Origin of the sequence: Pelomonas cellulosilytica (assembly GCF_021353265.1) — a bacterium.
Classification (GTDB): Bacteria; Pseudomonadota; Gammaproteobacteria; order Burkholderiales; family Burkholderiaceae_C; genus Pelomonas; species Pelomonas cellulosilytica.
This window is the reverse complement of the sequence record NZ_JAJTWU010000004.1, coordinates 428,140-451,268: the sequence shown is the minus strand read 5'-3', so window position 1 is coordinate 451,268 and position 23,129 is coordinate 428,140. Positions and strand designations below refer to the sequence as shown.

General features: G+C 67.2%; 19 protein-coding genes, 2 tRNA genes and 2 pseudogenes. 14 read left to right on the top strand and 9 right to left on the bottom strand.

Translation table 11 applies throughout. From position 1 onward, the window contains the following. The first annotated feature begins 5 nt into the window (after positions 1-5). Positions 6-1,892: a DUF3857 domain-containing transglutaminase family protein gene (locus tag LXT13_RS12915; RefSeq protein ID WP_233372331.1), complete on the top strand. Its 1,887-nt coding sequence runs from the start codon at positions 6-8 to the stop codon at positions 1,890-1,892. A 10-nt stretch (positions 1,893-1,902) separates the two neighbouring features. Here the strand turns inward: LXT13_RS12915 and LXT13_RS12910 are convergent, their stop codons facing one another. Beyond that, positions 1,903-2,367, bottom strand: a complete 465-nt coding sequence (locus tag LXT13_RS12910; RefSeq protein ID WP_419964669.1) for a GNAT family N-acetyltransferase — start codon at positions 2,365-2,367, stop codon at positions 1,903-1,905. Next, positions 2,364-3,905 carry a fumarate hydratase gene (locus tag LXT13_RS12905; RefSeq protein WP_233372330.1) on the bottom strand — a complete coding sequence of 514 codons (1,542 nt, stop codon included), beginning with the start codon at positions 3,903-3,905 and terminating at the stop codon, positions 2,364-2,366. The genes LXT13_RS12910 and LXT13_RS12905 overlap by 4 nt, the downstream gene beginning before the upstream one ends. An 85-nt stretch (positions 3,906-3,990) precedes the next feature. On the opposite strand from LXT13_RS12905, the gene fumC reads away from it, so the two are divergent. Then, complete coding sequence (gene fumC / locus LXT13_RS12900) at positions 3,991-5,376, top strand: class II fumarate hydratase (RefSeq protein WP_233372329.1); 1,386 nt, start codon at positions 3,991-3,993, stop codon at positions 5,374-5,376. Between the two features lie 27 nt (positions 5,377-5,403). On the opposite strand, the gene LXT13_RS12895 is transcribed toward fumC, so the two are convergent. Beyond that, on the bottom strand, positions 5,404-6,036 hold the full coding sequence (locus LXT13_RS12895; RefSeq protein WP_233372328.1) for a TIGR00645 family protein: 633 nt from the start codon (positions 6,034-6,036) through the stop codon (positions 5,404-5,406). A gap of 118 nt (positions 6,037-6,154) precedes the next feature. On the opposite strand from LXT13_RS12895, the gene acs reads away from it, so the two are divergent. After that, positions 6,155-8,116, top strand: a complete 1,962-nt coding sequence (acs, locus tag LXT13_RS12890) for an acetate--CoA ligase (protein ID WP_233372327.1) — start codon at positions 6,155-6,157, stop codon at positions 8,114-8,116. Between the two features lie 57 nt (positions 8,117-8,173). Here acs and LXT13_RS28970 read toward each other — a convergent pair. The 3 genes and pseudogenes from LXT13_RS28970 to LXT13_RS12880 form a co-directional block, all read right to left on the bottom strand. Next, positions 8,174-8,272: pseudogene (locus tag LXT13_RS28970) on the bottom strand (FxDxF family PEP-CTERM protein); the annotation flags it as partial. An 81-nt stretch (positions 8,273-8,353) separates the two neighbouring features. Next, positions 8,354-9,439 (bottom strand): annotated as a pseudogene (locus tag LXT13_RS12885) (esterase-like activity of phytase family protein); the annotation flags it as partial. Positions 9,440-9,723: 284 nt separating this feature from the next. Further along, complete coding sequence (locus tag LXT13_RS12880) at positions 9,724-10,020, bottom strand: c-type cytochrome (protein WP_233372325.1); 297 nt, start codon at positions 10,018-10,020, stop codon at positions 9,724-9,726. A 58-nt stretch (positions 10,021-10,078) separates the two neighbouring features. Here LXT13_RS12880 and LXT13_RS12875 point away from each other — a divergent pair, with 58 nt between their 5' ends. The 6 genes from LXT13_RS12875 to LXT13_RS12850 all read left to right on the top strand — a co-directional run bounded on the left by LXT13_RS12875 (position 10,079) and on the right by LXT13_RS12850 (position 13,338). Continuing rightward, positions 10,079-10,339: a TIGR04438 family Trp-rich protein gene (locus LXT13_RS12875; protein WP_233372324.1), complete on the top strand. Its 261-nt coding sequence runs from the start codon at positions 10,079-10,081 to the stop codon at positions 10,337-10,339. A 76-nt stretch (positions 10,340-10,415) separates the two neighbouring features. Continuing rightward, on the top strand, positions 10,416-11,234 hold the full coding sequence (gene lgt / locus LXT13_RS12870; RefSeq protein ID WP_233372323.1) for a prolipoprotein diacylglyceryl transferase: 819 nt from the start codon (positions 10,416-10,418) through the stop codon (positions 11,232-11,234). Beyond that, positions 11,231-11,956, top strand: a complete 726-nt coding sequence (gene dnaQ, locus LXT13_RS12865) for a DNA polymerase III subunit epsilon (RefSeq protein ID WP_233372322.1) — start codon at positions 11,231-11,233, stop codon at positions 11,954-11,956. Before lgt ends, dnaQ begins: the two co-directional genes overlap by 4 nt. 52 nt (positions 11,957-12,008) lie before the next feature. Next, positions 12,009-12,083 (top strand) — tRNA-Val (locus LXT13_RS12860). Between the two features lie 37 nt (positions 12,084-12,120). Further along, positions 12,121-12,195, top strand: a tRNA-Val gene (locus LXT13_RS12855). A 651-nt stretch (positions 12,196-12,846) separates the two neighbouring features. Continuing rightward, positions 12,847-13,338 (top strand): helix-turn-helix domain-containing protein, encoded by a 492-nt coding sequence (locus LXT13_RS12850; protein WP_233372321.1) that lies wholly within the window; start codon positions 12,847-12,849, stop codon positions 13,336-13,338. On the opposite strand, the gene LXT13_RS12845 is transcribed toward LXT13_RS12850, so the two are convergent. Beyond that, a complete protein-coding gene (locus LXT13_RS12845) occupies positions 13,327-13,680 on the bottom strand; it encodes a hypothetical protein (protein WP_233372320.1) in 354 nt (117 codons plus the stop codon). The genes LXT13_RS12850 and LXT13_RS12845 overlap by 12 nt on opposite strands. 592 nt (positions 13,681-14,272) lie before the next feature. Here LXT13_RS12845 and LXT13_RS12840 point away from each other — a divergent pair. Continuing rightward, positions 14,273-14,608, top strand: a complete 336-nt coding sequence (locus LXT13_RS12840; RefSeq protein ID WP_233372319.1) for a helix-turn-helix domain-containing protein — start codon at positions 14,273-14,275, stop codon at positions 14,606-14,608. An 18-nt stretch (positions 14,609-14,626) separates the two neighbouring features. After that, a complete protein-coding gene (locus LXT13_RS12835; protein ID WP_233372318.1) occupies positions 14,627-15,838 on the top strand; it encodes a type II toxin-antitoxin system HipA family toxin in 1,212 nt (403 codons plus the stop codon). 309 nt (positions 15,839-16,147) lie between these two features. Here the strand turns inward: LXT13_RS12835 and LXT13_RS12830 are convergent, their stop codons facing one another. After that, a complete protein-coding gene (locus LXT13_RS12830) occupies positions 16,148-18,751 on the bottom strand; it encodes an NHL domain-containing protein (RefSeq protein WP_233372317.1) in 2,604 nt (867 codons plus the stop codon). Positions 18,752-19,106: 355 nt separating this feature from the next. Here LXT13_RS12830 and LXT13_RS12825 point away from each other — a divergent pair, with 355 nt between their 5' ends. The 3 genes from LXT13_RS12825 (at position 19,107) to LXT13_RS12815 (ending at position 22,557) form a co-directional block, all read left to right on the top strand. Further along, a complete protein-coding gene (locus LXT13_RS12825) occupies positions 19,107-21,431 on the top strand; it encodes a discoidin domain-containing protein (protein ID WP_233372316.1) in 2,325 nt (774 codons plus the stop codon). 139 nt (positions 21,432-21,570) lie between these two features. Beyond that, entirely contained in the window at positions 21,571-21,741 is a 171-nt protein-coding gene (locus LXT13_RS12820; protein ID WP_233372315.1) for a hypothetical protein, read from the top strand. A 21-nt stretch (positions 21,742-21,762) separates the two neighbouring features. Beyond that, complete coding sequence (locus tag LXT13_RS12815; protein WP_233372314.1) at positions 21,763-22,557, top strand: DUF6338 family protein; 795 nt, start codon at positions 21,763-21,765, stop codon at positions 22,555-22,557. Here LXT13_RS12815 and LXT13_RS12810 read toward each other — a convergent pair. Then, positions 22,551-23,129: a DUF4337 domain-containing protein gene (locus LXT13_RS12810; RefSeq protein WP_233372313.1), complete on the bottom strand. Its 579-nt coding sequence runs from the start codon at positions 23,127-23,129 to the stop codon at positions 22,551-22,553. The genes LXT13_RS12815 and LXT13_RS12810 overlap by 7 nt on opposite strands.

The window sequence follows — 23,129 nt, the reverse complement described above, 5'->3', positions numbered from 1 at the left end:
GTCGGATGACTCATCTCATGCACCGGGTGCTTGCCCGCACTGTGCAGGTCGCGGCGCTCGCCGCCGCGTTGCAGCAACCCGCGATGGCCGCTGACGCGCGCATGGCAACCGATCTGCCGGCGCGCACGGAGCTCTACAGCGAGCGCCACGTCGTGGCCGAGGACGGCTCGGAGGTCAGCACCTACCGGCAGGTCACGCGGCTGCTGAAGGCCGACGCCGCCGACGGCGTGCGCAAGGAGGAGATCAGCTACAGCGCCAGCGCCCAGCGGCTGGAGATGGTGGAGGCCTTCACCCGCAAGGCCGATGGCCGCAAGCTGCCGGTGCCCAAGGGCAACTTCCAGCTGCGCACGGCCTCCGGCCAGCGCGGCGCGGCGGCGGCGTTCTCCGACTGGAACGAGACGACCGTCGTCTTCCCGGACCTGCAGGTGGGCGACGCAGCAGAGATCAGCTACCGAATCGTGACGAAGCAGCCGCTGTTCCCCGGCAAGTTCTCGCGCCACAACGAGTTCAGCCGCAGCTACGCGTTCGACTACGTCAGCATTACCGTGGATGCGCCGGCCGGCATGAAGCTGCAGCACGCTGCCTGGCAGATGGACTTCTCGGAGAAGACCGCCGGCAAGCGCCAGCTGCTGACCTGGACGCTGAAGAACCCGCAGCCGACGATCAACGAGCGCCGCGACTACAGCATCTACGAGCTGGGCACGGAGCCGGGTTATGCGGTCTCCAGCTTCGAAGGCACGCGCGAGATTGCGCAGCGCTATGTCGAACGGGCCACGCCCAAGGCCGCCGTGACGCCGCGCGTGCAGGCGCTGGCGGACAGCATCACCAAGGGCGTCGAAGGCGAGCGTGCGCAGGCCCAGGCGCTGTACGACTGGGTGTCGCGCGAGATCAGCTATGCCGGCAACTGCGTGGGCATCGGTGCCGTCGTGCCGCGCGACCTGGCCTTCGTCATCGACAACCGCATGGGCGACTGCAAGGACCATGCGACGCTGCTGCAGGCCTTGCTTCAGGCCAAGGGTATCGCCAGCCACCAGGTGCTGGTCAATTCCGGCAATCTGTTCAAGCTGCCCGAGGTGCCGGTGCTGAGCATGGTCAACCATGTCATCAACTACCTGCCGTCGCTGGGCCTGTTCGTCGACTCGACCGATTCGGACACGCCGTTCGGCCAGCTGCCGATGGTGGTGCAGGACAAGCCGGTGCTGGCCGCTGTGGACGGCGTGCCGCCGCGCACGCCGGCCGACGATGGCCGGGCCAGCCAGCGCGTCGTCACGCGTTACGCGATCGGGGCGGACGGCTCGATGAAGGGCGAGGTGGAGTTCAAGGGTCAGGGGCGCTTCGGGCAGCAGATGCGACTGGGGCTGAAGAACCTGAGCAAGGACCAGATGGAGACGGCCGTCAAGACGTACTTCGAGCGCATGCGCGTGCAGGGCGACGGCAGCCTGAAGTCGTCCGACCCGATGCGTCGCAGCGACGAGTTCGAGTACAGCGCCGAGTTCTCGCTGAAGCCGCTTTTGCGTCTCGGCACGGCCGGTGCGTTCGGCATCGGGCAGGTCCTGTTCAGCACGGCGCCCGTGGGGGCCTACGTGGCCGTGGTCAACCAGCCGGCGGTGCAATACCCGAGCGCCTGCACGTCGTCGCACAGCGAGGAGGTGTTCGAGATCACGCTGCCGGAGAACATGCAGGTGTTGTCGGTGCCGCAGGGCACCGCGTTCAACGGGCCGCTGGTCAGCTACGAAAGCCGCTACGAGCTCGATGGCCGCGTGCTGCGCGTCAGCCGCAGCATCACCGACCGGATGCCCGCCAACGTCTGTTCCGCCGAGGTGATGGCGCAGTACCAGCAGGCGCTCAAGCCGGTGTTGGACGACCTGCGCCAGCAGGTGCTCTACAAGTAGGCGTCCGCGTTCAGGCCACGTCGTGGCCGTAGACGATGAAGCCGTCGTGGCGCGCCAGCCCGTCGTAGAGCGAGCGGGCCGCCGCGTTGGTGGTGTGGGTCTGCCAGTACACGCGGCGTCCGCCCGCGTCGCGAACGGCGGCGTAGACGGCCTCGATCAGCGCGCGGCCCACACCGCGGCCCCGGGTTTCGGGCGCCGTGAACAGGTCCTGCAGATAGCAGGTGGGCTCGATGCGCGTCGTGCTGCGGTGGAACAGGTAGTGCACCAGCCCCAGCAGCCGGCCGTCGGCGTCCTCCGCGACAAGGGCGTGCACCGGCTCGTAGGCATCGAAGAACCGCGCCCAGGTCGAGTCGGTGACGACGGCCGGCAGCGCGGTGTCGCCGCTGCGGCCGTAGAAGGCGTTGTAGCCGTCCCAGAGCGGCTGCCAGGCCGCGCGGTCGTCCCGCGCCACCGGGCGCACGCGCCAGGGCATCATGCGGTCGCGACCGGGATGCCCACCGGCTTGCCGGAGGCGATGCGCTGCTGCCATTCGGCCGGGCCCGTGATGTGGGCGCTGGTACCGCTGGCGTCCACCGCGACCGTGACCGGCATGTCCACGACGTCGAACTCGTAGATGGCTTCCATGCCGAGGTCGGCAAAGCCCACGACCTTGGCGCCCTTGATCGCCTTGCTGACGAGGTAGGCCGCGCCGCCCACCGCCATCAGATAGGCGCTCTTGTGGTTCTTGATCGACTCGATGGCGACGGGACCGCGCTCGGCCTTGCCGACCATCGCGATGAGGCCGGTCTTGGCCAGCATCATGTCGGTGAACTTGTCCATGCGCGTGGCCGTGGTCGGGCCGGCCGGTCCGACGACCTCGTCGCGCACCGGGTCCACGGGGCCGACGTAGTAGATGACGCGGTTCGTGAAGTCCACCGGCAGCGGTTCACCCTTGGCCAGCATGTCCTGGATGCGCTTGTGCGCGGCGTCGCGGCCGGTCAGCATCTTGCCGTTCAGCAGCAGCGTGTCCCCGGGCTTCCAGCTCGCCACCTCGGCGGGCGTCAGCGCGTTCAGGTCGACGCGCTTGCTCTTGTTGTAGTCGGGCGCCCAATTCACATCGGGCCACAGGTCGAGGCTCGGCGGCTCGATGTAGCTGGGGCCACTGCCGTCCAGCACGAAGTGCGCATGGCGGGTGGCGGCGCAGTTCGGGATCATCGCGATGGGCTTGCTGGCCGCGTGCGTCGGGAAGGTCTTGATCTTCACGTCGAGCACCGTGGTGAGGCCGCCCAGGCCCTGGGCGCCGATGCCCAGCGCGTTGACCTTCTGGTAGAGCTCGATGCGCAGTTCCTCGAGCTTGTTCTGCGGGCCGCGCTGCAGCAGCTCATACATGTCGATGTCTTCCATCAGCGCCTGCTTGGCCAGCAGCGCGGCCTTCTCGGCCGTGCCGCCGACGCCAATGCCCAGCATGCCCGGCGGGCACCAGCCGGCGCCCATCGTCGGCACGGTCTTCAGCACCCAGTCGACGATGTCGTCGCTGGGGTTGAGCATGTAGACCTTGCTCTTGTTCTCGCTGCCGCCGCCCTTGGCCGCGACGATGACGTCCACCGTGTTGCCGGGCACCACCTCCATCTGCACGACGGCGGGCGTGTTGTCCTTGGTGTTCTTGCGCGCAAAGATGGGGTCGTCCAGCACGGACGCGCGCAGCTTGTTGTCGGGATTCAAATAACCCTGGCGCACGCCCTCGTTGATGGCGTCCTCGATGCTGCCGCTGAAGCCTTCCCAGCGAACGTCCATGCCGATTTTCAGGAAGACGTTGACGATGCCGGTGTCCTGGCAGATCGGGCGCCGGCCCTCGGCGCACATGCGGCTGTTGGTCAGGATCTGCGCGATGGCATCCCTGGCCGCGGGGCTCTGCTCGCTCTCGTAGGCCCGGGCGAGGTGGGCGATGTAGTCGGCCGGGTGGTAGTACGAGATGTACTGCAGCGCGGCGGCGATGCTGTCGATGAGGTCTTGCTGGCGGATCGTGACGGTCATGGCGAAGTCGGTGGGGGTGGACTGCGGCGCCGATTATCCGGCGCCACCCCACAATGGAGCTGACAACCCGCCAGGAGCCCCCACCATGACCACTCGCATCGAACGCGACACCTTCGGCCCGATCGAGGTGCCGGCCGACAGGCTGTGGGGGGCGCAGACGCAGCGCTCGCTGCAGAACTTCGACATCTCTGGCGAGCGGCAGTCGCCCGAGCTGATCCGCGCACTGGCGACGGTCAAGCGCGCGTCGGCGGTAGTAAACCAGGCGCTGGGCCTGCAGGACGCGAGCAAGACCGACGCCATCGTCGCGGCGGCCGACGAGGTCATCGCCGGGCGGCATGCGGGCGAGTTCCCGCTCGTCGTCTGGCAGACCGGCTCCGGCACGCAGACCAACATGAACGTCAACGAGGTGCTGGCCAATCGCGCCAGCGAGCTGCTGGGCGGCGAGCGCGGCGAGGGGCGGCTGGTGCACCCGAACGACGACGTCAACCGCAGCCAGAGCAGCAACGACGTGTTCCCGACGGCGATGCACGTCGCCGCCGTCGTGGCGCTGCATGAGCGGTTGCTGCCGGCCCTGCGCGCGCTGCGGGCGACGCTGCAGGCCAAGGCCGAGGCCAATGACGGCATCGTCAAGATCGGCCGGACGCACCTGCAGGACGCGACGCCGTTGACGCTGGGGCAGGAGATTTCCGGCTGGGTGGCCCAGCTGGCCCACGGCGAAAGACATGTGCTGGCGGCGCTGCCACACTTGCAAGAATTGGCGCTAGGCGGCACGGCGGTGGGCACGGGGCTGAATGCGCCCAGGGGCTATGCCGATGCGGTCGCCGCGGAGCTGGCGCGACTGACGGGCCACCCCTTCGTGACTGCGCCGAACAAGTTCGAGGCGATGGCGTCCTGCGACGCGCTCGTCCACGCGCATGGCGCGCTGAAGACGCTGGCCGCCAGCCTGACCAAGATCGCCAACGACGTGCGCTGGCTGGCCAGCGGCCCGCGCAGCGGCATCGGCGAGATCCGCATTCCGGAGAACGAGCCCGGCTCGTCCATCATGCCCGGCAAGGTCAACCCGACGCAGAGCGAGGCGGTCACGATGTTGGCCGCGCAGGTCATGGGCAACGACGTGGCCATCAACATCGGTGGGGCGTCAGGCAACTTCGAGCTGAACGTGTTCCGCCCGATGGTCATCCACAACTTCCTGCAGAGCGTGCGCCTGCTGGGCGACGGCATGCGCAGCTTCGACACGCATTGCGCCGCGGGCATCGAGCCCAACGAGGCCCGCATCGCCGAGCTGGTGGAGCGCTCGCTGATGCTGGTGACGGCGCTGAACACCCACATCGGCTACGACAAGGCTGCCCAGATCGCCAAGAAGGCGCATAAGGACGGCAGCAGCCTGCGGGAGGCCGCGCTGGCGCTGGGCCACGTGACGGCCGAACAGTTCGACGCCTGGGTGGTGCCGGCGCAGATGGTCGGCCGGTGATGGCGGCCGGGCCGGCCTGAGGGGCGATCAGTGCTTGTCTTCGCCGTGATGCGGCGGCTGCGGCAGCAGCCGGTCAGTGAACGCGATGGCCATGGCCGACAGCAGGAAGGCGACGTGGATGACCGTCTGCCACATCAGCGTCTTCTCGGCGTAGTTGTCGGCGTTGATGAAGGTCTTGAGCAGGTGGATGGAGCTGATGCCGATGATGGCGGTGGCCAGCTTGACCTTCAGCACCGAGGCGTTCACATGGCTCAGCCACTCGGGCTGGTCGGGGTGGCCGTCCAGGTCCATGCGTGACACGAAGGTCTCGTAGCCACCGACGATGACCATGATCAGCAGGTTGGAGATCATCACCACGTCGATCAGGCCCAGCACGACCAGCATCAGGATGGTCTCGTTGAGATTGGCAATCGGCTCATAGCCGATGACGGCGCCTGCGGCATCCTTGATGGTCATGCTCTTGTAGCCGATGCTCTTGACCAGCAGTTCCAGCGCATGCTGGTCACCGAAGGCCGCTTCGATCAGGTGCACCAGTTCGGTCCAAAACTGGAACACGTAGATGGCCTGGGCGGCGATGAGTCCCAGATACAGCGGTAGCTGCAGCCAGCGGCTGGCGAAGATCAGGCGGGGCAGGGGGCGGAGCTGAGGATCGTGGGCCATGCGGTGCAAGCTGGAAGAATCAGTGGAAATTCTAGGTGCCACGAATGACAGCTCCGCCGTCAGGGCATCGTCAGACGCCCGAAGCACAGTCCGCGCCAATCAACTCGAGGAGACTTCGATGAGTACGCTGAACACCTACGCCCCCAGCCCCGCCTGGGTCGCCAATGCTCATGTGAAGGGCGAGGCCGGCTATGCGGCGCTGGTGGCCGAGGCGGAGAAGGACTACGCGGGCTACTGGGCCCGCCTGGCCCGCGAGCTCATCACTTGGCAGACGCCGTTCACGAAGACGCTCAACGACAGCGATGCGCCGTTCTTCAAGTGGTTCGAGGACGGCAAGCTCAATGTGTCCTACAACTGTCTGGACCGCCACGTAGAGGCAGGCAAGGGCGGCAAGACGGCGCTGATCTTCGAGGCCGACGACGGCTCGGTGACGACCGTCACCTATGCCGACCTGCTGGACCGCGTCAGCCAACTGGCCAACGCGCTGAAGGCGCGCGGCATCAAGAAGGGCGACCGGGTCGTCATCTACATGCCGATGTCGGTGGAGGGCGTCGTCGCGATGCAGGCCTGCGCGCGCATCGGCGCGACGCACTCGGTCGTGTTCGGCGGCTTCTCCGCCCAGAGCCTGCGTGACCGTGTGCAGGACGCCGGCGCCGTGGCGCTCATCTGCGCGGACGAGCAGCAGCGCGGCGGCAAGTCGCTGCCGCTGAAGGCCATCGTGGACGAGGCGCTGGCCGACAACAGCTGCCCGACGCTGAAGGACGTCATCGTCTACAAGCGCACCGGCGGCAAGATCGCCTGGGTCGAGGGTCGCGACCTGTGGCTGCACGAGCTGACCGCGGCGCAGTCCACCGTGTGCCCGCCCGAGTGGGTCGAGGCCGAGCATCCGCTGTTCCTGCTCTACACGTCAGGCTCCACCGGCAAGCCCAAGGGTGTGCAGCACAGCAGCGGCGGCTACCTGCTGCATGCGGCGTTGACGACCAAGTGGACCTTTGACCTGAAGGACGACGACATCTTCTGGTGCACGGCCGACATCGGCTGGGTCACCGGCCACACCTACATCACCTACGGCCCACTGGCGCTGGGCGGTACCGAGATCGTCTTCGAGGGCGTGCCGACCTACCCGGACGCTGGCCGCTTCTGGCAGATGATCCAGAAGCACAAGGCGACGATCTTCTACACGGCGCCCACGGCCATCCGCTCGCTGATCAAGGCGGCCGAGACGAATGAGGCCGTGCACCCGAAGAACTATGACCTGTCCAGCCTGCGCCTGCTGGGCTCGGTGGGCGAACCCATCAACCCGGCCGCCTGGGAGTGGTACCACGCCAACGTCGGCGGCGGCCGCTGCCCCATCGTCGACACCTTCTGGCAGACGGAGACCGGCGGTCACATGATCACGCCGCTGCCGGGCGTGACGACGCTGGTGCCCGGCTCCTGCACGCTGCCCTTCCCGGGCATCACGGCGGCCATCGTCGACGAGACCGGCAATGACGTGCCCAACGGGCAGGGTGGCATCCTCGTTGTCAAGAAGCCGTGGCCCAGCATGATCCGCACGATCTACGGTGACCCCGAGCGCTTCAAGAAGAGCTACTACCCGGCCGAGCTGAAGGGCTACTACCTGGCCGGCGACGGCGCCATCCGCGACGCCGAGACGGGCTACTTCACGATCACCGGCCGTATCGACGACGTGCTGAACGTGTCCGGTCACCGCATGGGCACGATGGAGATCGAGTCCGCGCTGGTCAGCTGCACCGAGCTGGTCGCAGAAGCCGCTGTCGTGGGCCGCCCGGACGACACGACCGGCGAGGCCATCTGTGCCTTCGTCGTGCTGAAGCGTCCGCGCCCCACCGGCGACGAGGCCAAGGCCATCGCCAAGCAGCTGCGCGATCACGTCGCCAAGGAGATCGGCCCGATCGCCAAGCCCAAGGACATTCGCTTCGGCGACAACCTGCCCAAGACGCGCTCCGGCAAGATCATGCGGCGGCTGCTGCGCTCGGTGGCCAAGGGCGAGAGCGTCACGCAGGACACCAGCACCTTGGAGAACCCAGCCATCCTGGAGCAGCTGGGCCAGGCCTACTGATCGCCCTACGCCAGCAAAAGGGCCGCCCGCGGGCGGCCCTTGTATGCGCTACCGGAATCAGCGTTGCTGGCGGCGGCGCGCGATGAAGCCCACGAGGCCCATGCCGCCGAGCATCAGCGCATAGGTGCTCGGCTCCGGCACGGCCGCCACGTTGAGCGCCTGGTCGAGGTGGATCTTCAGGAACTCGGTGTTGTCCGAGCCCAGGTCGCGCCCCCCGGTGCCAGGGTAGTTGTTGTCGTTGGCGACAAGCAGCGTGTGCGAATCCAGGATCAGCACGCTTTCGATCGTGACGAACGGGAAGGTGAACGTCTTGCTGCCGTCGCCGTTGAGGTCGTGCGGGTCGGCGATGTTCATCAGGTCCACGACCTCGGTCTTCACGAGGTTGCCGCTCGCGTCCACCTTGTTCAGGTCAACCGAGAAGATCTTCTTGAACGGCGTGCCGCCGCCCGTGGCGGTGGCGCCGTTGCGCTCGATGACGAGGAACTGATGGTCGTTGATGGCCGTCATGTCACCGATGTTGGTGCCGTTGGCATCGAGCTGGTAGCGCCACTGCTCGCCGGTGTAGGCCTCGGTGTTGACGTCGAAGGCGTTGATGCGCAGCGTCTTGGCCGGATCGCCCGTCACGGAGCCTTCCAGCAGCGTGTAGAGGCGGTCGCCGTTCGGGTTGATGGCCATGCCCTCGAAGCCGCGTGAGCTGCCGAGCGTCGCGCTGATGGTGCCGTTGATGACGGCCGGGTTCTGAGGCGAGGCCACGCCCAGCATGCCGATCTCGCGGCGCAGCACTTCGCCCTGGGCGTTGGTCTTGACGAGGTAGGGGCCGAACTCGTCGCCGAACCACAGGTTGCCGTTCTTGTCCTTGCGCACCGACTCGACGTCGAAGTCCGCACCGGTCAGCAGACGGTCGTTGCGGATGCTCGGGTCGACCAGTGGGTTGGCGGCGTTGTTGTAGTAGCGCTTGTAGTCGGCCTGGATCTTGAGGCTGAGCAGGTTGTTCGGGTCGGACAGGTTGATGTAGCTGCCGCTCGTGAAGCCGCTCATCGCCGCGCCGGTGTTGTAGTTGGCGGCTGACACCGTGCCGGTGCCGCCCAGGGCGGTTTTGAAGTTGGGCGTCACGGCGTACATGCGCAGCAGCGCGTCGGCCGAATTGCCCTGCGTGCCGAAGCCGTTGTCCGGCATGAAGTAGTAGCTGCCGGCGGTCGGGCCTGCCAGCACGGCGGAGAAGCCCTGGACGGATTGCTTGTTCACCAGGGGCAGCGGGTTGCCGCCGGCACCGCTGGCGAACTGGCCCGTCGTCGGGCCGTCGGCGAACGTGTTGGCGGGCATCAGCGCCCAGCCTTCCAGCGAGGCGGATGCGGCGTTCGCGGTGGAGGCGCTGAACAGCGCGGCAAGAGCGGCGGCGGTGGCCGCGAGCTTGTGGATGCGGTTGAGGGTCATGGGGGGCCGTTGGGTCTTCGCGCAGAACGGCCTGCGCGCGGCGCATTCTTGGCAGCCGGCATGACTTGCCCATGAAGGCTTCCCGGTGCTGACCCGTCCCTTTGGCTCATGGCCCCAAGTAAAACAGGCCCCGCAGGGCCTGTTCCATTCAGCCGGATCGGCCGGTTAGTAGGTCACTTGACCGTCAGGATCCACTTGGCCAGCGTTTCGGCCTCGGCCTGGTTGACCTGCGTGTTCGGCGGCATGGGCACGGGGCCCCAGACGCCGGAGCCGCCCTTCTGGATCTTCTCGGCCAGCTTCTTGTAGGCGTCCTTGTCCTTCGCGTACTTGGCGGCCACGTCCTTGTAGGCGGGACCGACGAGCTTCTTGTCGAGCGCGTGGCAAGCCAGGCAGTTCTTCTTCTGCGCCAGCTCCTGGCTGGCGAAGGCGGCGGGGGCGACGAGGGCGAGGGTGAGAAGCAGTGCTTTCATGAAAACCTTTCCTGGCGTTGAACTACAGTGGTGCAAAGATACCTGAAGGAGATGCCGCATGGCGTTTGTGGTGATCGGCGTGCTGTTGGTCGTCTTGCGCTTGGGGGGCTGGGTCCAGTTCCACAAGGACGACGTCTGGGCGTGGGCGATTGTGCTGTCTCCGTTCGGCCTGGCAGCGCTTTGGTGGTGGTGGGCAGACATCACAGGTTTGACGCAGCGCAAGGCCATGGCATCTCTTGACGCCAAGAAGGCAGCCCGCCGCGCCCAGCAGATGGAAGCGCTGGGCCAATTGCGGCCCGGCGATAAGCGCCGCCGCTAACCCGCCGCTAACCCGCCGGCGGGCAGTCGGGGAGGGCTGGCTATGATGCCGGCCGCTTTCGCTTCCGCTGCTCAGCATGCTGGTTCACCCCCAGTTCGACCCCATCGCCATCCACATTGGATCCGGCGGCATCCACTGGTACGGCATCACCTACCTGATCGCCTTCGGGCTCTTCCTGTGGCTGGCCGGCAGGCGCGCGCGCATGCCGCAGCACATGGCCGTTGGCTGGACGAAGCAGGACGTCGACGACGTGCTCTTCTACGGCGTGCTGGGCGTGGTGCTCGGTGGCAGGCTGGGCTACTGCTTCTTCTACAAGCCGGACTACTACATCCAGCACCTGCCGGAGATCATCGAGGTCTGGAAGGGCGGCATGTCCTTCCACGGCGGCCTGCTGGGCGTGCTGTTCGCGCTGTGGTTCTTCGGTCGCAAGCGCGGGCGCAGCTTCTTAGAGGTGTCCGACCTGATCGCGCCGTGTGTGCCGACGGGCATTGCGGCCGTGCGGCTGGGCAACTTCATCAACGGCGAGCTGTGGGGCCGCCAGGCACCGGCCGACCTGCCGTGGGCGATGATCTTCCCGCAGGCGCATGACCCGGCTGGCTTCGCCCGCCATCCGTCGCAGCTCTACCAGGCCGCCGGCGAGGGGCTGCTGCTCTTCATCGTGCTGTGGTGGTTTGCGCGCAAACCCCGCGCGACGGGGCAGATCTCCGGGCTCTTCCTGCTCGGCTACGGCCTGCTGCGCTTCACGGCGGAATACTTCCGCGAGCCCGACGACTTCCTGAAGGACTTCGCCATGCGCACCGGCCTGAGCATGGGCCAGTGGCTGTGCGTGCCGATGATCCTCGGCGGCCTGGCCCTCTTTACCTGGGCCAGCCGACGCAACGCCCGTCCCGCATGAGACAGATCTTCTTTGACACCGAGACCACCGGCCTCGAGGCCGACAAAGGCGACCGCATCATCGAGATCGGCTGCGTCGAGATGGTCGACCGGCAGCTGACCGGCAACAACCTGCACCTCTACATCAATCCCGAGCGTGCCAGCCACGAGGACGCGCTGCGCGTGCACGGCCTGACCGAGGCCTTCCTGGCCGACAAGCCCAAGTTCGCGGAGATCGTCGACCAGCTGCTCGCCTTCCTGGCTGGCGCGGAACTCGTCATCCACAACGCGCCGTTCGATATCGGCTTCGTCAATGCGGAGCTGCGCCGCCTCAAGCGCGGCGTGCTGACCGACCATGTCGCCAGCGTGCGCGACACGCTGCTAATGGCGCGGGACCTGTTTCCCGGCAAGGCCAACTCGCTCGACGCGCTGTGCCGTCGGCTGGAGGTCGACAACTCCAAGCGCACGCTGCACGGCGCGCTGCTGGATGCCGAATTGCTGGCTGACGTCTACATTCGACTGACGCGCGGCCAGGACGCGCTGCTGATGGACGACCATGGGGACAGCGGCGGCGACGCCCATGCCGCCTTCGAGGCTGTCGACCTGAGCCGCTTCGAGCTGCCCGTCATCCGCGCAAGCGAAGCCGAAGCCGCGGCGCACGCCAAGCTGCTGATCGACCTCGACAAGGCGGCCGGTGGAAGTTGCAAATGGCGAGTGCTGGAGCCGGCGCCAGTCGTGGCATAATCGTGGGCTTCCCGGATACGGCGCGTTCATTGCAACGCCCGATGCGTGTTCAGGGCGGTTAGCTCAGCGGTAGAGCACTGCCTTCACACGGCAGGGGTCGCAGGTTCGAACCCTGCACCGCCCACCAGGTGTCACCTGGTCCTGTACACGCAACGCCAGAACCCGGGCGGTTAGCTCAGCGGTAGAGCACTGCCTTCACACGGCAGGGGTCGCAGGTTCGAACCCTGCACCGCCCACCAAGACCAGCACAAGCCTTGCAAGTCATAGATTTGCGAGGCTTTTTGCTTTGTGTCGCGGTCTCCCCGACTGCTCCCGGCCCCCCCTCCGGAATTGCCAGTTCGGCTGGCACCTTTGGTGCATTTGCGCCACTCGCCCCCGAGTCCTGCAACTGACTCGAGGAAGAACGACATGGCATCCACCCGAGCCCTTGGCTACCCCGCGGGAATCTGCCTGCTCGGCCAGCCACCGCTCCTGGTAGCTTCTGACCGTCTTGAGATCAATGCCCGTGAGCGGGGCTATCTCTCTCTAGGGCGTTCCGCGCTCCAGCAACGTCGGGATCGTCGCTCGCTTGTTGGGCTTCAAGACATTCACTCCTTGGCCTTCCATCGGGGAAGACTCAGTTCAATGTGTCCTGCCAACAGGCGCCGGCGGCGCCAGCTCTTACCTCCCGTTCCCGATCAACTCAGGTTGGGGAGTTTGAGGTGGCCATGAGCGGGGGAATTTGGGTGGCCGCCGGGGGCGTTGAGCGGCGCCAGCGGTGACTCACTGGCGCCCTGCGCCTCGAGCTGGGGCCGAGCGCTGGACACACCGCAACGCAGGCCTGCATCCTGGCGGATTCGGCCCGAGGATGATAGAGTGTCAAAAATATTCGACATTTCAGATCCGGCAGCGTGGACCTCTCCAGTCTTGGTATCACGATCCGCCAGCGGCGCGAGGCGCTGGGACTGACGCAGTCCCGGCTCGCCCAGCTGAGCGGACTCTCACGCCAGACGCTCGTGGGCCTGGAGGCGGGCGCGCTGAGCGACCTGGGCTTCAACCGGGTGGCTCATGTGCTTGCAGTGCTCGGGCTGGATTTCGACCCGCCCAGCCAGGCGGCGCGCGCCCGCAAGCGCGGCTTGTGGATGGCAGCCAAGAACGCCAGCGTGAGCTACTCCCGAGAGGTGCCGCCTGATGCGCTTGGCCATGCACTGGCGAGTGGCAGCGTGCCGGAGGGCTATGCGGCCCACCTGGCACACCTGCTGGACGAGGCGCCGCTGCCGTTGGTCGTGATGGCCGTTGAAGAAGCCGCCGCGAACGAGGGCGTGTCGCCCAAGGCGGTGTGGCGCAATGTGGCCCAACTGGCGAAGTCTCTCGCCGTGCACCGGCAAGGCCTATGGGCGTAACGCCGCGTCTGCCGCCTGGCGCCTGGGAAGTCTTGTTCCCTCGCGCGCTACGGCTGGTCGACGAGATCCAGCGATATGGCGGACTTGCCGATCCGTTCTGGAGGTGCACAGGATGCGCCCGGCCTGGCGAGGCAGCCCCATGCTGGCCTGACGCGGGATCTCCAAGCCCGCATCGGAGACCAGCGTGTGCTGGCAGCCCGCGCTCTTGAGGCCATGGGAGATGAGCTGCGCGAAGCGCTCGCGCTCGACGATGGGGCGCAAGGCGACGCGAGCCTGGATGTGACTGGCCAGCGCCGCGTACGGCGCGCGCTCCAGCGAGCCGGCCAGGGTGGGATACCCCACCAGCCAGACGCTGAGCAGGTCGTGCGAGTCGAAGGCGAAGTTCAGGAACGCGGGAAAGTCGCGGAAGAACTCCGCGGCAGGTTCTGCGCCTCGTCGACGACCCAGATGGGCGTGACCCGCGTGTTGTCGGCCAGCTCGTGCACGTGCTGCTTGATGTCGCGCCACAGCGGCTGCGATCTTTAAGCGCCCACACCCTGACCCTCTTGCTCCGACCTTGCGTGCCCGGGCGCCGGTGTCTGCGCGCCTTCACCTGCTGGCCGCTCCTCGCGCCGGGTCAATTCCGATGCGCAAGGATGGGTCAATTCCGGTGAGCGGCAAAGGCAAGGCGCGCCAGCGCCGCACGGCGTGTCGATCCAAGCCGCTGGCGCGCGCGCACCCGCCCCGCGGAACTGCATGAGCTATCCGCGCGGGCTGACGCACTAAGGCTGGCACTTTGCTGCAACATTGCGGTTAACTTTCCGTCCATTAGAGGATAGTTGCGAATTTATTGGACAAATAACTGACCTTTATTGCTTTTCGATGAATTGACCCATGGTGCCATAAAGGATAGATTTATGACCGTTAAATTTGATTACCTTGGTGAAAGGGCAGTATGTTGGACTTTGGCTTCGCAACCGCCGATGAAATTGCTCAGGAACTGGCCGCTCGCTTGAGGGCGGCTCGGCTGACCCAGGGGCTTCAACAGTCTGAGTTGGCGCTGCGTGCTGGTGTGTCCGCAGGCACGGTCAAGGCGCTGGAGAAGAATGGGCAGAGCACCATCACCTCGCTGATTCGCGTGGTGCAGGCCCTGGGGCTGACCCAGGACCTGCAGCAAGCGTTCGTGCTGGAGGTCCGCTCGATTGCACAGATGGAGCAAGCCCAGCGCGCGCAGCGCCAGCGGGCGCCCCGCAAACCCAAAGGCAGTGGCGCAGCGAAGCCCGAGGCCTGACCCATGAAGAAGGTTTCCGTGTACTACGAGGGCTGGGGTGAGCGGTGGCTGTTGGGCACGCTGGCAGATGATGGCCTGCGCCTGCTCTTCGAATACTCCGCCGAAGCGCTGCGGCAGGGACTGGAACTGTCTCCCCGCAATCTGGCCTTGCGGCCGACCGCATATGGCGGCTTCCCCGCCCACCAGATGCGCCTGCCTGGGCTCGTGGCGGATGCTCTGCCCGATGGCTGGGGGCTGCTGCTGATGGACCGACTGTTTCGCAAGCACGGCCGCAATCCGGCCAGCGTGTCACCGTTGGACCGGCTGGCGTTCATCAACGGCCGGGCGATCGGGGCGCTGAACTTCGAGCCGTCACAGAAGATGGATCTGCCAGTCGAGGACGTGGAGTTGCTTGACCTGGCGCAGCAGGCTAGGGTCATCCTTGTGGACAAGGACAGTGACGCGCTTCGCAGGCTGGCTGTGATGGGTGGTTCGCCTCACGGCGCTCGCCCCAAGGTCCTGGTGCACTACAACCCAGCCACCGGCTTGATGAGCACCGTCCCGTTCGAGGGCTCCGAAGCATGGCTGGTGAAGTTCCAGGCCCACGACGAGCACAAGGAGGTCTGCGCCATCGAGGTGCTCTATGCGGAACTCGCCGGCGCGTTAGGGCTCGACATGCCGACCACCCGCTACTTCGACCTGGATAAGAAGCTCGCCGCCTTCGGCATCCAGCGCTTCGACGTGCAAGACGGGATGCGCGTTCCTGTGCACACCCTTGCTGGGCTCATGCACGCCAACTTCCGCCTGCCTTCCTCGCTGGACTACCTCACCTTCCTGCGCGCCACGCGGTTCATCACCCGCAGCCAGGTCGAGGTCGACAAGGCCTTCGAACGCACGGTGTTCAACGTGGTCTTCAACAACCGCGACGACCATGCCAAGAAGTTCTCCTACCGGCTGGGGCGGGACCGCACCTGGCGACTCGCGCCGGGCTACGACCTGACCTTCAGCGAAGGGCCGAGCGGCGAACACCAGATGGACGTCTGTGGCGAGGGTCGCAGCATCACGCGCAACCACATGCTGAACCTGGCCAAGCAAGGTGGCGTCGATGCTGATTTCGCGCAGGCAGTCATGGACCGGGCATTGGTCGTGGCGCAAACCTTTGCCGCGCGCGCGAAGCGTCATGTGATTCGGCCCGCGACGGTCAAGACCCTGCGTGCGGCCATCGAAGCAAATCTGCAACGTATGGCTTGAGCCTTCCCGAAGTGCCGAGGCAGCAGCGTCGCGAGCGCGTGGTCTCTAACGACTCACGGACTACGACTACCCGTTGCGGACCGCCGTTCAATCATCGTGCCGAAGGCCAAGCTTTGCGCCAGATCTGCGCCACGCCCATTCGGGATGCTCCCTTATTGTGGGGGTTCGAGCGGGTCACTCGATCACGCCAAGAAAGCGCGTTTACTCGGCAGGGGGCAGGTTCGAACCCTGCACCGCCCACGAGAACTTCGCAAGCCCGGCCTCGGGCCGGGTTTGTCGTTTCCGGACCTGGTCCCTCGTTGCCATTGCTCATGGCAGCGAGACCAGCATCAAGCCTAGCGGCGACAGCAGCGCCAGCTGACGCCGACCCAGCGCGGCCAGCGCGTCGATGCGGCTCAGGTGGGGTGCATTGCCGTAGACCGGCAGGTCGTTCTGGCCGCCTGCAATGAGCTGGACTGCCGTGGTCGTGCCGGCGGCGATGCGGTAGAGCCCGTCGCTGGCGCCGATGAAGAGATCACCGTCAGGGCCGAAGGCCAGCGGTCCCAGCGGGGCCGAGACCGTGGTGACGGTGCCGTCGGGAGCAATCCGGCGCAGCCCGCCGCGGTCGCTCACCCACAGCGAGCCATCCGGGGCGAAGGCCGGCGACCGCGGTGCGCGGAAGCGAGCCGTGAGGCGCGTGCCGTCGGTGATGGTGCATTGGCCCATCACACCGGCCCAGGTGGTCGTCGTGCCATCGGCCGTCACGCGGCGGATGGCGCAATTGGACGGGTCGGCCACATAGAGCGCGCCGTCGGGGCCCACTGCCATCGACATCGACGACTGGAAGCGGGCGCTGCTGCCGACGCCATCCACCGCGCCGAAGGACGGCGTGCCGCTCGTGTCGCCAAGAAACTGACGGTAGCCGGCGACCAGCGTCGTGTTGCCGTCCGGCGCGATGCGGCGGATTGCGGTGTCGTCGGCCACCCACAGCGTGCCGTCAGGTGCGGCGGCGAGGCCGCTGCCCACGCGCGTGAACTGTGCGACGCTGCCGCTGCCGTCGAGCATGCCGCGGCGCCCGCCCGGCAGGCCGGCGATCAGGCTCACGCTGCCATCGGCCGCGATGCGGCGCACGTCGCCGTCAGCCGCCACGATGACGCGGCCCGCCGCATCGACCGTCAGCGTCTGCTCGGTGTTGCTGGCGAAGGAGAAGTTGCGCTGCCAGATGGGGCCACCGGTCACGTCCATGAGTTCGCTGTTGCCGCCATAGAGCGTGCGCACCGCGCCGCCCGCCTCGATGAGGCGCAGCGCCTGCGAATCGGCGACGAGGTAGCGGCCGTCGGGCAGCGCCGTCAGGCTCCACAGGTTGCCGAACACGGCCTGGCCCAGGGGACCATCGGCGTAGCCGCCGGTGCGGCCATAGGTGCCCGCGTAGGGCGTCGTGCGGCCGGTGTCCAGGTCGATCAGCGTGACGATGCCCACACCTTGCGCCACGGCGAGCGTGTTGCCGCGCACCGCCAGGCCGCGCGGGTCCTCGATCGGCGAGGCGCCCGCCGCCGCGACCGCCGGTGGGCCGGTCATGCCGTTGCCGGCCAGCGTGCTCACCTGGCCGGACGGCGTGATGCGCCGCACGCGTTGGTTGCCGTTGTCTGCAACGAGCAGGTCGCCATTGGGCGCAAAGGCCAGGCCAAACGGGCCGCTGAACTGCGCCGCCTGGCCGCTGCCTTCGGCGTAGCCGCGCGTGCCGTTGCCGGCCACGGTGCTCACCTGGCCTGCCAGCGTGATCCGGCGGACGGTGTTTGAGCCGACGTCGGTGAGGTACAGATTGCCGTCGGGGCCGAAGGTAATGCCACGGGGGCTGTTGAACCTGGCGGTCGTGCCGGGACCGTCGATGTAGCCCGAATCCGTCAAGCTGCCGGCAAGCGTCGTGACCTGGCCGTCGGTGCCGATGCGGCGCACAGTGTCGGCGGCAATCACGTACTGATTCCCCGCTGCGTCATGCGTGACGGCCTGCGTCCCGAGCAGGCCGGCGGTGGCGCGCGGGCCGTCGGACGGCGTGGAGGTGCTGCCGCCAGCGTAGGGCGCGACCTGGTTGAAGTCCGCGCTCAGCCGCTTGAGCTGGTTCTGCATCACGAGCGTGGCAGTGCCGCCGGTGGCGTCCAGATCGATGGCGACCAGCCCGCTGATGTTCGCCTGCGGCCGCAGTCCGGTGACGAGCAGCGGGTCCAGCCTGATTGAGGCCGGTGCCGTTACCGTCAACCCTGCCTCCGCGCTCAGCGTGGCGCTCTGGCCGCTGCAGTCCAGCGCCGCGCGCAGCCGGGCACCGCTGTCGGCGCTGCTCGGCGAGAGGCTGTAGGTCGCACCGGTGGCTGCGGGTATCGCCGCAAAGCCGCCTCCCGGCCCGTTGTTGCGCTGCCATTGCACCTGCAGCGTGCCGGTGCTGCAGGTGCCCGCGACGCTGAACGTGGCCGGTGTGCCGGACGTGACGCTCTGGTCGGCCGGCTGCTGCGTGATCGTCAGCACCGGCGGGGCGGTGATCACGGTCAGGGCTGCCGCGTCGCTGGTCGCGCTGCCGGCACTGTTGGAGACGACGACGCGGAACCTTGCACCGGAATCGGCCGGTGCTGCCGCCGCCAGCGTGTAGCCGGCCGCCGTGGCGCCGGCGATGTCGCTGCCATCGCGCTGCCATTGGTAGCGCAGCGGCGCGCTGCCGCTGGCCACCACCGTGAAGCTGGCGGCCGTTCCGGCCATCGCCGACACGGGCGCCGGCTGGCCGGTGATCACCGGCGGCTGAACCATGGGTGCGGCATCGCTGTCGTTGGCGTCGCTACCGCAGCCGCCCATCAGCGCCAAGGCCGCCGCCGTCAGGCCTGACGCCAGCCAGCGCAGCCATCGGGGCCGACTCGCCGCGCCGCGGCATCCATGTGTTGAGTCCATCTCGTCACCTCGTCATCAACAGGCGGCCCGACGCGAAATACACCAGGCCTTGCCTTTCAGTACGGGGTGGCGTGGCCAGATGCGACATGCCCCCCGAGGACGAGTGGTGGTGTCACGAAGGTATTGCGGCGGGCATCCCGGCGCTGCAGGCGGCCTGGCTGCAAATCCGCCGCTGCTCTACCTTTTGTTCAGCCGCCTCGCATCACCCGAACTGACGGCGTCGCGAGGCGTCGCGAGCTCTGGGGCCGCCTCGCGGCTCTGAGGACCGGCACGGTTCCACATGCGCTGGCAGCGCTGGCCCACAATCGCGAGCCCCGTATCGCGCCCGGCGCCGCCGGCTCTTTCGACCTGTTCCATGAAGTACCGCCTCTCCCAACTGCTGGTCCTCGCCACGCTAGGGCTTGCCTCTGTTGCCCAAGCCGATCGCGGCATTCCTTATGCGCCGCTGCATGTCGTCCAGCCCGGCGACTCTCCCGCCGTCGTGGCCGAAAAGGCCGCCAAGGTGCTGCCGCGTGCGAATCAGGTCGACTGGATGCGTCTGGAGCGCACCTTCTTCCTTCACTTCGGTGTCAACACATTCAACGAGGTCGAATGGGGCAGTGGCCGCGAGGATCCCGCGCTGTTTAACCCCGGCGAGCTGGATGCCCGCCAGTGGCTGCGCGCCGTCAAGCTGCTCGACGGCAAAATGATCGTGCTGGTGGCGAAGCATCATGACGGCTTCTCGATGTGGCCTACCCGTTACACCGGCCACTCCACCGTCGCAAGTCCCTGGCGTAACGGCCGGGGCGACCTCGTGCGCGAGGTGTCCGACGCGGCCCGGGCCTCGGGCGTCAAGCTCGCCGTCTACCTGTCGCCGGCCGACCTGTACCAGCTCAAGACCAACCCTGCGAATCCGGCGGGCTACTACGGCAATGGCAGCCCCAAGCTTAGGAGCACCATCCCCACCGACCCCGCCAGCTTCAAGAGCGACCCGAGCCGCGGACGTGCCGCCGCGCCTGGTTTCGACGGGCCGCGCTACCGCTTCAACTACGAGGTCGACGACTACAACCGCTATTTCCTAAACCAGCTCTACGAGCTCCTGACGGAGTACGGCCCGATCGCCGAGGTTTGGTTCGACGGCGCCAACCCCGACCCGAGCGTCTCGCAAAGCTACGACTACAACGCCTGGTACGACCTGATCCGGCGGCTGCAGCCCAAGGCGGTCATCATGGGCAAGGGGCCGGACGTTCGCTGGGTGGGTACGGAAAGTGGCTATGGCCGCACGACCGAATGGAGCGTCATCCCGCTGTCCACCGCGCCGGAAAACTTCGGCTGGCCCGACTGGACGGACGCCGACCTCGGCTCGCGCGAGCGGCTCAAGCCCGGCGCCCATCTGTGGTGGTACCCGGCTGAGACCAACGTCACACTGCTGGCCAATGGGCAGTGGTTCTGGGCGCGAGACAAGCATCCCCGGCCCGTCACGCAGTTGGTGGACATCTTCTATGCCAGCGTCGGCCGCAACGGCAACCTGATCCTCAACCTGTCGCCGGATCGGCGCGGCCTCATCCCTGACGACCAGATGACCGCGCTCGGTCAGATGTCCGAGATCGTCCGCCAGACCTTCTCCCGCAACCTTGCGGTCGGTGCCCGCCTGACGGCCGGCCATGCGGCCGCCGGCCATGCCGCTGCCGCCGCGGCCGATGGCAGGCTCGCCACCTGGTGGGAGGCTGCACCGGGTCGCACCGACGGTGCCGTGGAGCTGGCATTGCCCCAGCCGAGAACGTTCGACGTCGTGTCGTTGCAGGAAGCCGTGGACGTGCGCGGCCAGCGCGTGGAGCAGTTCGAGATCGACGGCTGGGATGGCGGCGCCTGGGTGCCGGTGCCGCGGATCGCGTCCGATGAAATGACGACGATCGGCCAACGCCGGCTCATCCGGCTGGCCAAGCCGGTGACGACCGACCGCGTGCGGGTGCGCATCACCGCCGCTCGCTTTGCGCCGACGCTGGCGGAGGTCGCCCTGTACAAGCAGGCGCTTGACCTGACGCCCCCCGTCATCGCCAATCGTGATGCTCAGGGGCAGGTCACGATCGACCACCCCGTGCCCGGCCGCATCGTCTACACGATCGATGGCACTGAGCCGACGCCAGAGTCGCCGGTCTATCGGGAGCCTCTGGCTCTGGCCCAGTCGGGCATCGTCAAGGCAGCGCGCGTGCAGCCCGACGGCCGGCTCGGCGTGATCGGCTCGCGCAACTTCGCTGGCCTGTCGCCGCGTGGCTGGAAGGTCGTGGATGTGGACAGCGAGGAGGTCAAGCAAGGCCGCAACGGCGCAGCGATGGCCATCGATGGAGACGCTTCCACGTTCTGGCACACCCGTTGGTCGGCCGACCTGAAGCAGCCGCATCACATCACCATCGACATGGGTCAGGTGCACCGCATCGCCGGCTTCGTCTACCTGCCGCGCCAGGACGGGGTGCTCAACGGCACCGCAGAGCGCTACCGCTTCGAGACCAGCGAGGACGGCAAGACCTGGGTGTTGAACGTCGATAACGGCAGCTTCGCCAATGTGCGCAACAACCCGGACCTGCAGGAGGTCCACTTCGCGCCGGTGCAGGCGCGCTTCTTCCGCTACACGGTGCTACAGGAAGTCTGGAACAACGGCTGGGGCAGTGCGGCAGAGCTGTCGGTGATCCCGGCCCCTTGAAGTCGCGACCAGCCGGCGCCCGTCATCGTGGCCTCGAAAGCCGTCGGCATCGGCTCGCCAGGATAGAAGCCATCGCGCTGGTGTCAGTGCTGCGGCGCGGGTCTCGCTAGAATCGGCGTACTCAACCCTGGATGTCGCGATGAAAGCGCTCAAGAGTGAACTTGCCAAGAAGCTGCTGGCCGACCCGCGTGTGCGGGAGCGGTTGCAGGGCGGTGAGTCTGCCGGGGACGACCGGCAGGTTGTCGTCGAATTCCGTGACGGGGACAAGGCCAAGCAGTACGTCGTTCGGGTCGTCGCCAAGGCGGCCTGACGCTGCGCTGCCGGCCGCCCGATGAATCTGGCGCTGCCGACCGTCGTCGTCTTCATCCTGCTGCTGCCGGGCTTCATCTTCCGGAGCCGCCTCAAGCGCGTCGAGCGCACCTCCCTCGATTTCTCGCCGTTCGGTGCCGTCGTCGCCGAAGCTGTCTTCTTCGCCGCGGTGCTGCATGCTGCCGCACTGCTGCTGCTGTTCTGGGTGACCGGGGCGCTGCCCGACCTGGCACTGCTGCTGACGCTGCTGGCGCCCAGCCCTGCGCCGCTCAACGCCATTCCCGCCATCGGCCAGCACGCCGGCCTCGTGACCGGCTACTTCGGCCTGCTGCTGGTCGCCTCCTGGCTGGTGCCGACGCTCACGCGCTGGCTCATCACCGTCGGGCGGCTGGACCGCCTGGGGCATCCGCTGAGCCCCATCGCGCGTTTCCACCAGGCGCCGTGGTACTACCTGCTGACCGGCGCGGACTTCGCCGCCGATGAACTGCCCGACTACATCCGTGTGACGGCCGTCGTGGACGTGGGCAAAGGCGCCGTGCTGTACCGCGGCACGCTGGAGGAGTGGTTCACGAACCCCGACGACGGACAGCTCGACCGCATCGTGCTGTCCGCCGCGTCACGCCGGCCGTTCGAGCTGGACAAGCCGCTGGACGGCAGCGATGGCGGGGCGGAGCGCTTCTACCCGATCGACGGCGACTACTTCGTGCTGCGCTACGAGCACATGCTGTCGCTGAATGTGCAGTACATGCGCATCATCGAGCAGCCCGACGACGATCTGCCCGACGACGAGGAAGCCGACACCCCCGCCGCTCAATAGTGCAGCCAGGCGGCACCGCCCAGCAGCACGCCCACGCCGCCCACGGCCAGCGTGGCCACCTCCATCCAGCGCCGCTTGGTCAGCAGCGTGATGGCGGCCAGCGCGATGGAGACCTGCAGCGCAGTCGTCGCCTGGGCCCAGCGGTGGTGCAGGTGCATCTGCTCGGCGCTCTGCTCGTCGTAGTGGCGGGATTCCGCTTCCAGCGCTTCGGCCTTGGCCTTGATCTCGTTCTTCTCGCCCTCGTAGCGGGCGATCTTGTCCTTGTACTTGCCCTTTTGCTCGTCGCTCGGGCTCAGGTCAAGGGCGAGCTCAGCGAGGTTCTGCTTGCTGCTCTTGGCCTGGAAGTAGTTCCACTGGTTGCTGGCCTCGGTCTTCTTGATGGCCGCGTCGTTCTTGTACAGCGCCGCGTTCGCCTGCGTCGCGCCGCCCATGTACGAGAAGAACGCGCCCACCGTGGCCAGGATGGCCGTGATGACCGCCAGATGACCCGCGAGCCCCTTGGGCTCATGCTGGGCCGCGTGTTCGAGTTCATGGTCGTGGGGACCGTGGACGTGGAAGCCGCCAGAAGACAC

Excerpts from the sequence above, each read along its gene's own strand:
- LXT13_RS12830 (WP_233372317.1), bottom strand. The coding sequence starts at position 18,751 with ATGGACTCAACACATGGATGCCGCGGCGCGGCGAGTCGGCCCCGATGG.
- LXT13_RS12815 (WP_233372314.1), top strand. The coding sequence starts at position 21,763 with ATGAATCTGGCGCTGCCGACCGTCGTCGTCTTCATCCTGCTGCTGCCG.
- LXT13_RS12915 (WP_233372331.1), top strand. The coding sequence starts at position 6 with ATGACTCATCTCATGCACCGGGTGCTTGCCCGCACTGTGCAGGTCGCG.
- fumC (WP_233372329.1), top strand. The coding sequence starts at position 3,991 with ATGACCACTCGCATCGAACGCGACACCTTCGGCCCGATCGAGGTGCCG.
- LXT13_RS12825 (WP_233372316.1), top strand. The coding sequence starts at position 19,107 with ATGAAGTACCGCCTCTCCCAACTGCTGGTCCTCGCCACGCTAGGGCTT.
- LXT13_RS12895 (WP_233372328.1), bottom strand. The coding sequence starts at position 6,036 with ATGGCCCACGATCCTCAGCTCCGCCCCCTGCCCCGCCTGATCTTCGCC.
- LXT13_RS12840 (WP_233372319.1), top strand. The coding sequence starts at position 14,273 with ATGTTGGACTTTGGCTTCGCAACCGCCGATGAAATTGCTCAGGAACTG.
- LXT13_RS12875 (WP_233372324.1), top strand. The coding sequence starts at position 10,079 with ATGGCGTTTGTGGTGATCGGCGTGCTGTTGGTCGTCTTGCGCTTGGGG.
- LXT13_RS12905 (WP_233372330.1), bottom strand. The coding sequence starts at position 3,905 with ATGACCGTCACGATCCGCCAGCAAGACCTCATCGACAGCATCGCCGCC.
- LXT13_RS12880 (WP_233372325.1), bottom strand. The coding sequence starts at position 10,020 with ATGAAAGCACTGCTTCTCACCCTCGCCCTCGTCGCCCCCGCCGCCTTC.
- dnaQ (WP_233372322.1), top strand. The coding sequence starts at position 11,231 with ATGAGACAGATCTTCTTTGACACCGAGACCACCGGCCTCGAGGCCGAC.
- LXT13_RS12820 (WP_233372315.1), top strand. The coding sequence starts at position 21,571 with ATGAAAGCGCTCAAGAGTGAACTTGCCAAGAAGCTGCTGGCCGACCCG.
- LXT13_RS12910 (WP_419964669.1), bottom strand. The coding sequence starts at position 2,367 with ATGATGCCCTGGCGCGTGCGCCCGGTGGCGCGGGACGACCGCGCGGCC.
- lgt (WP_233372323.1), top strand. The coding sequence starts at position 10,416 with ATGCTGGTTCACCCCCAGTTCGACCCCATCGCCATCCACATTGGATCC.
- acs (WP_233372327.1), top strand. The coding sequence starts at position 6,155 with ATGAGTACGCTGAACACCTACGCCCCCAGCCCCGCCTGGGTCGCCAAT.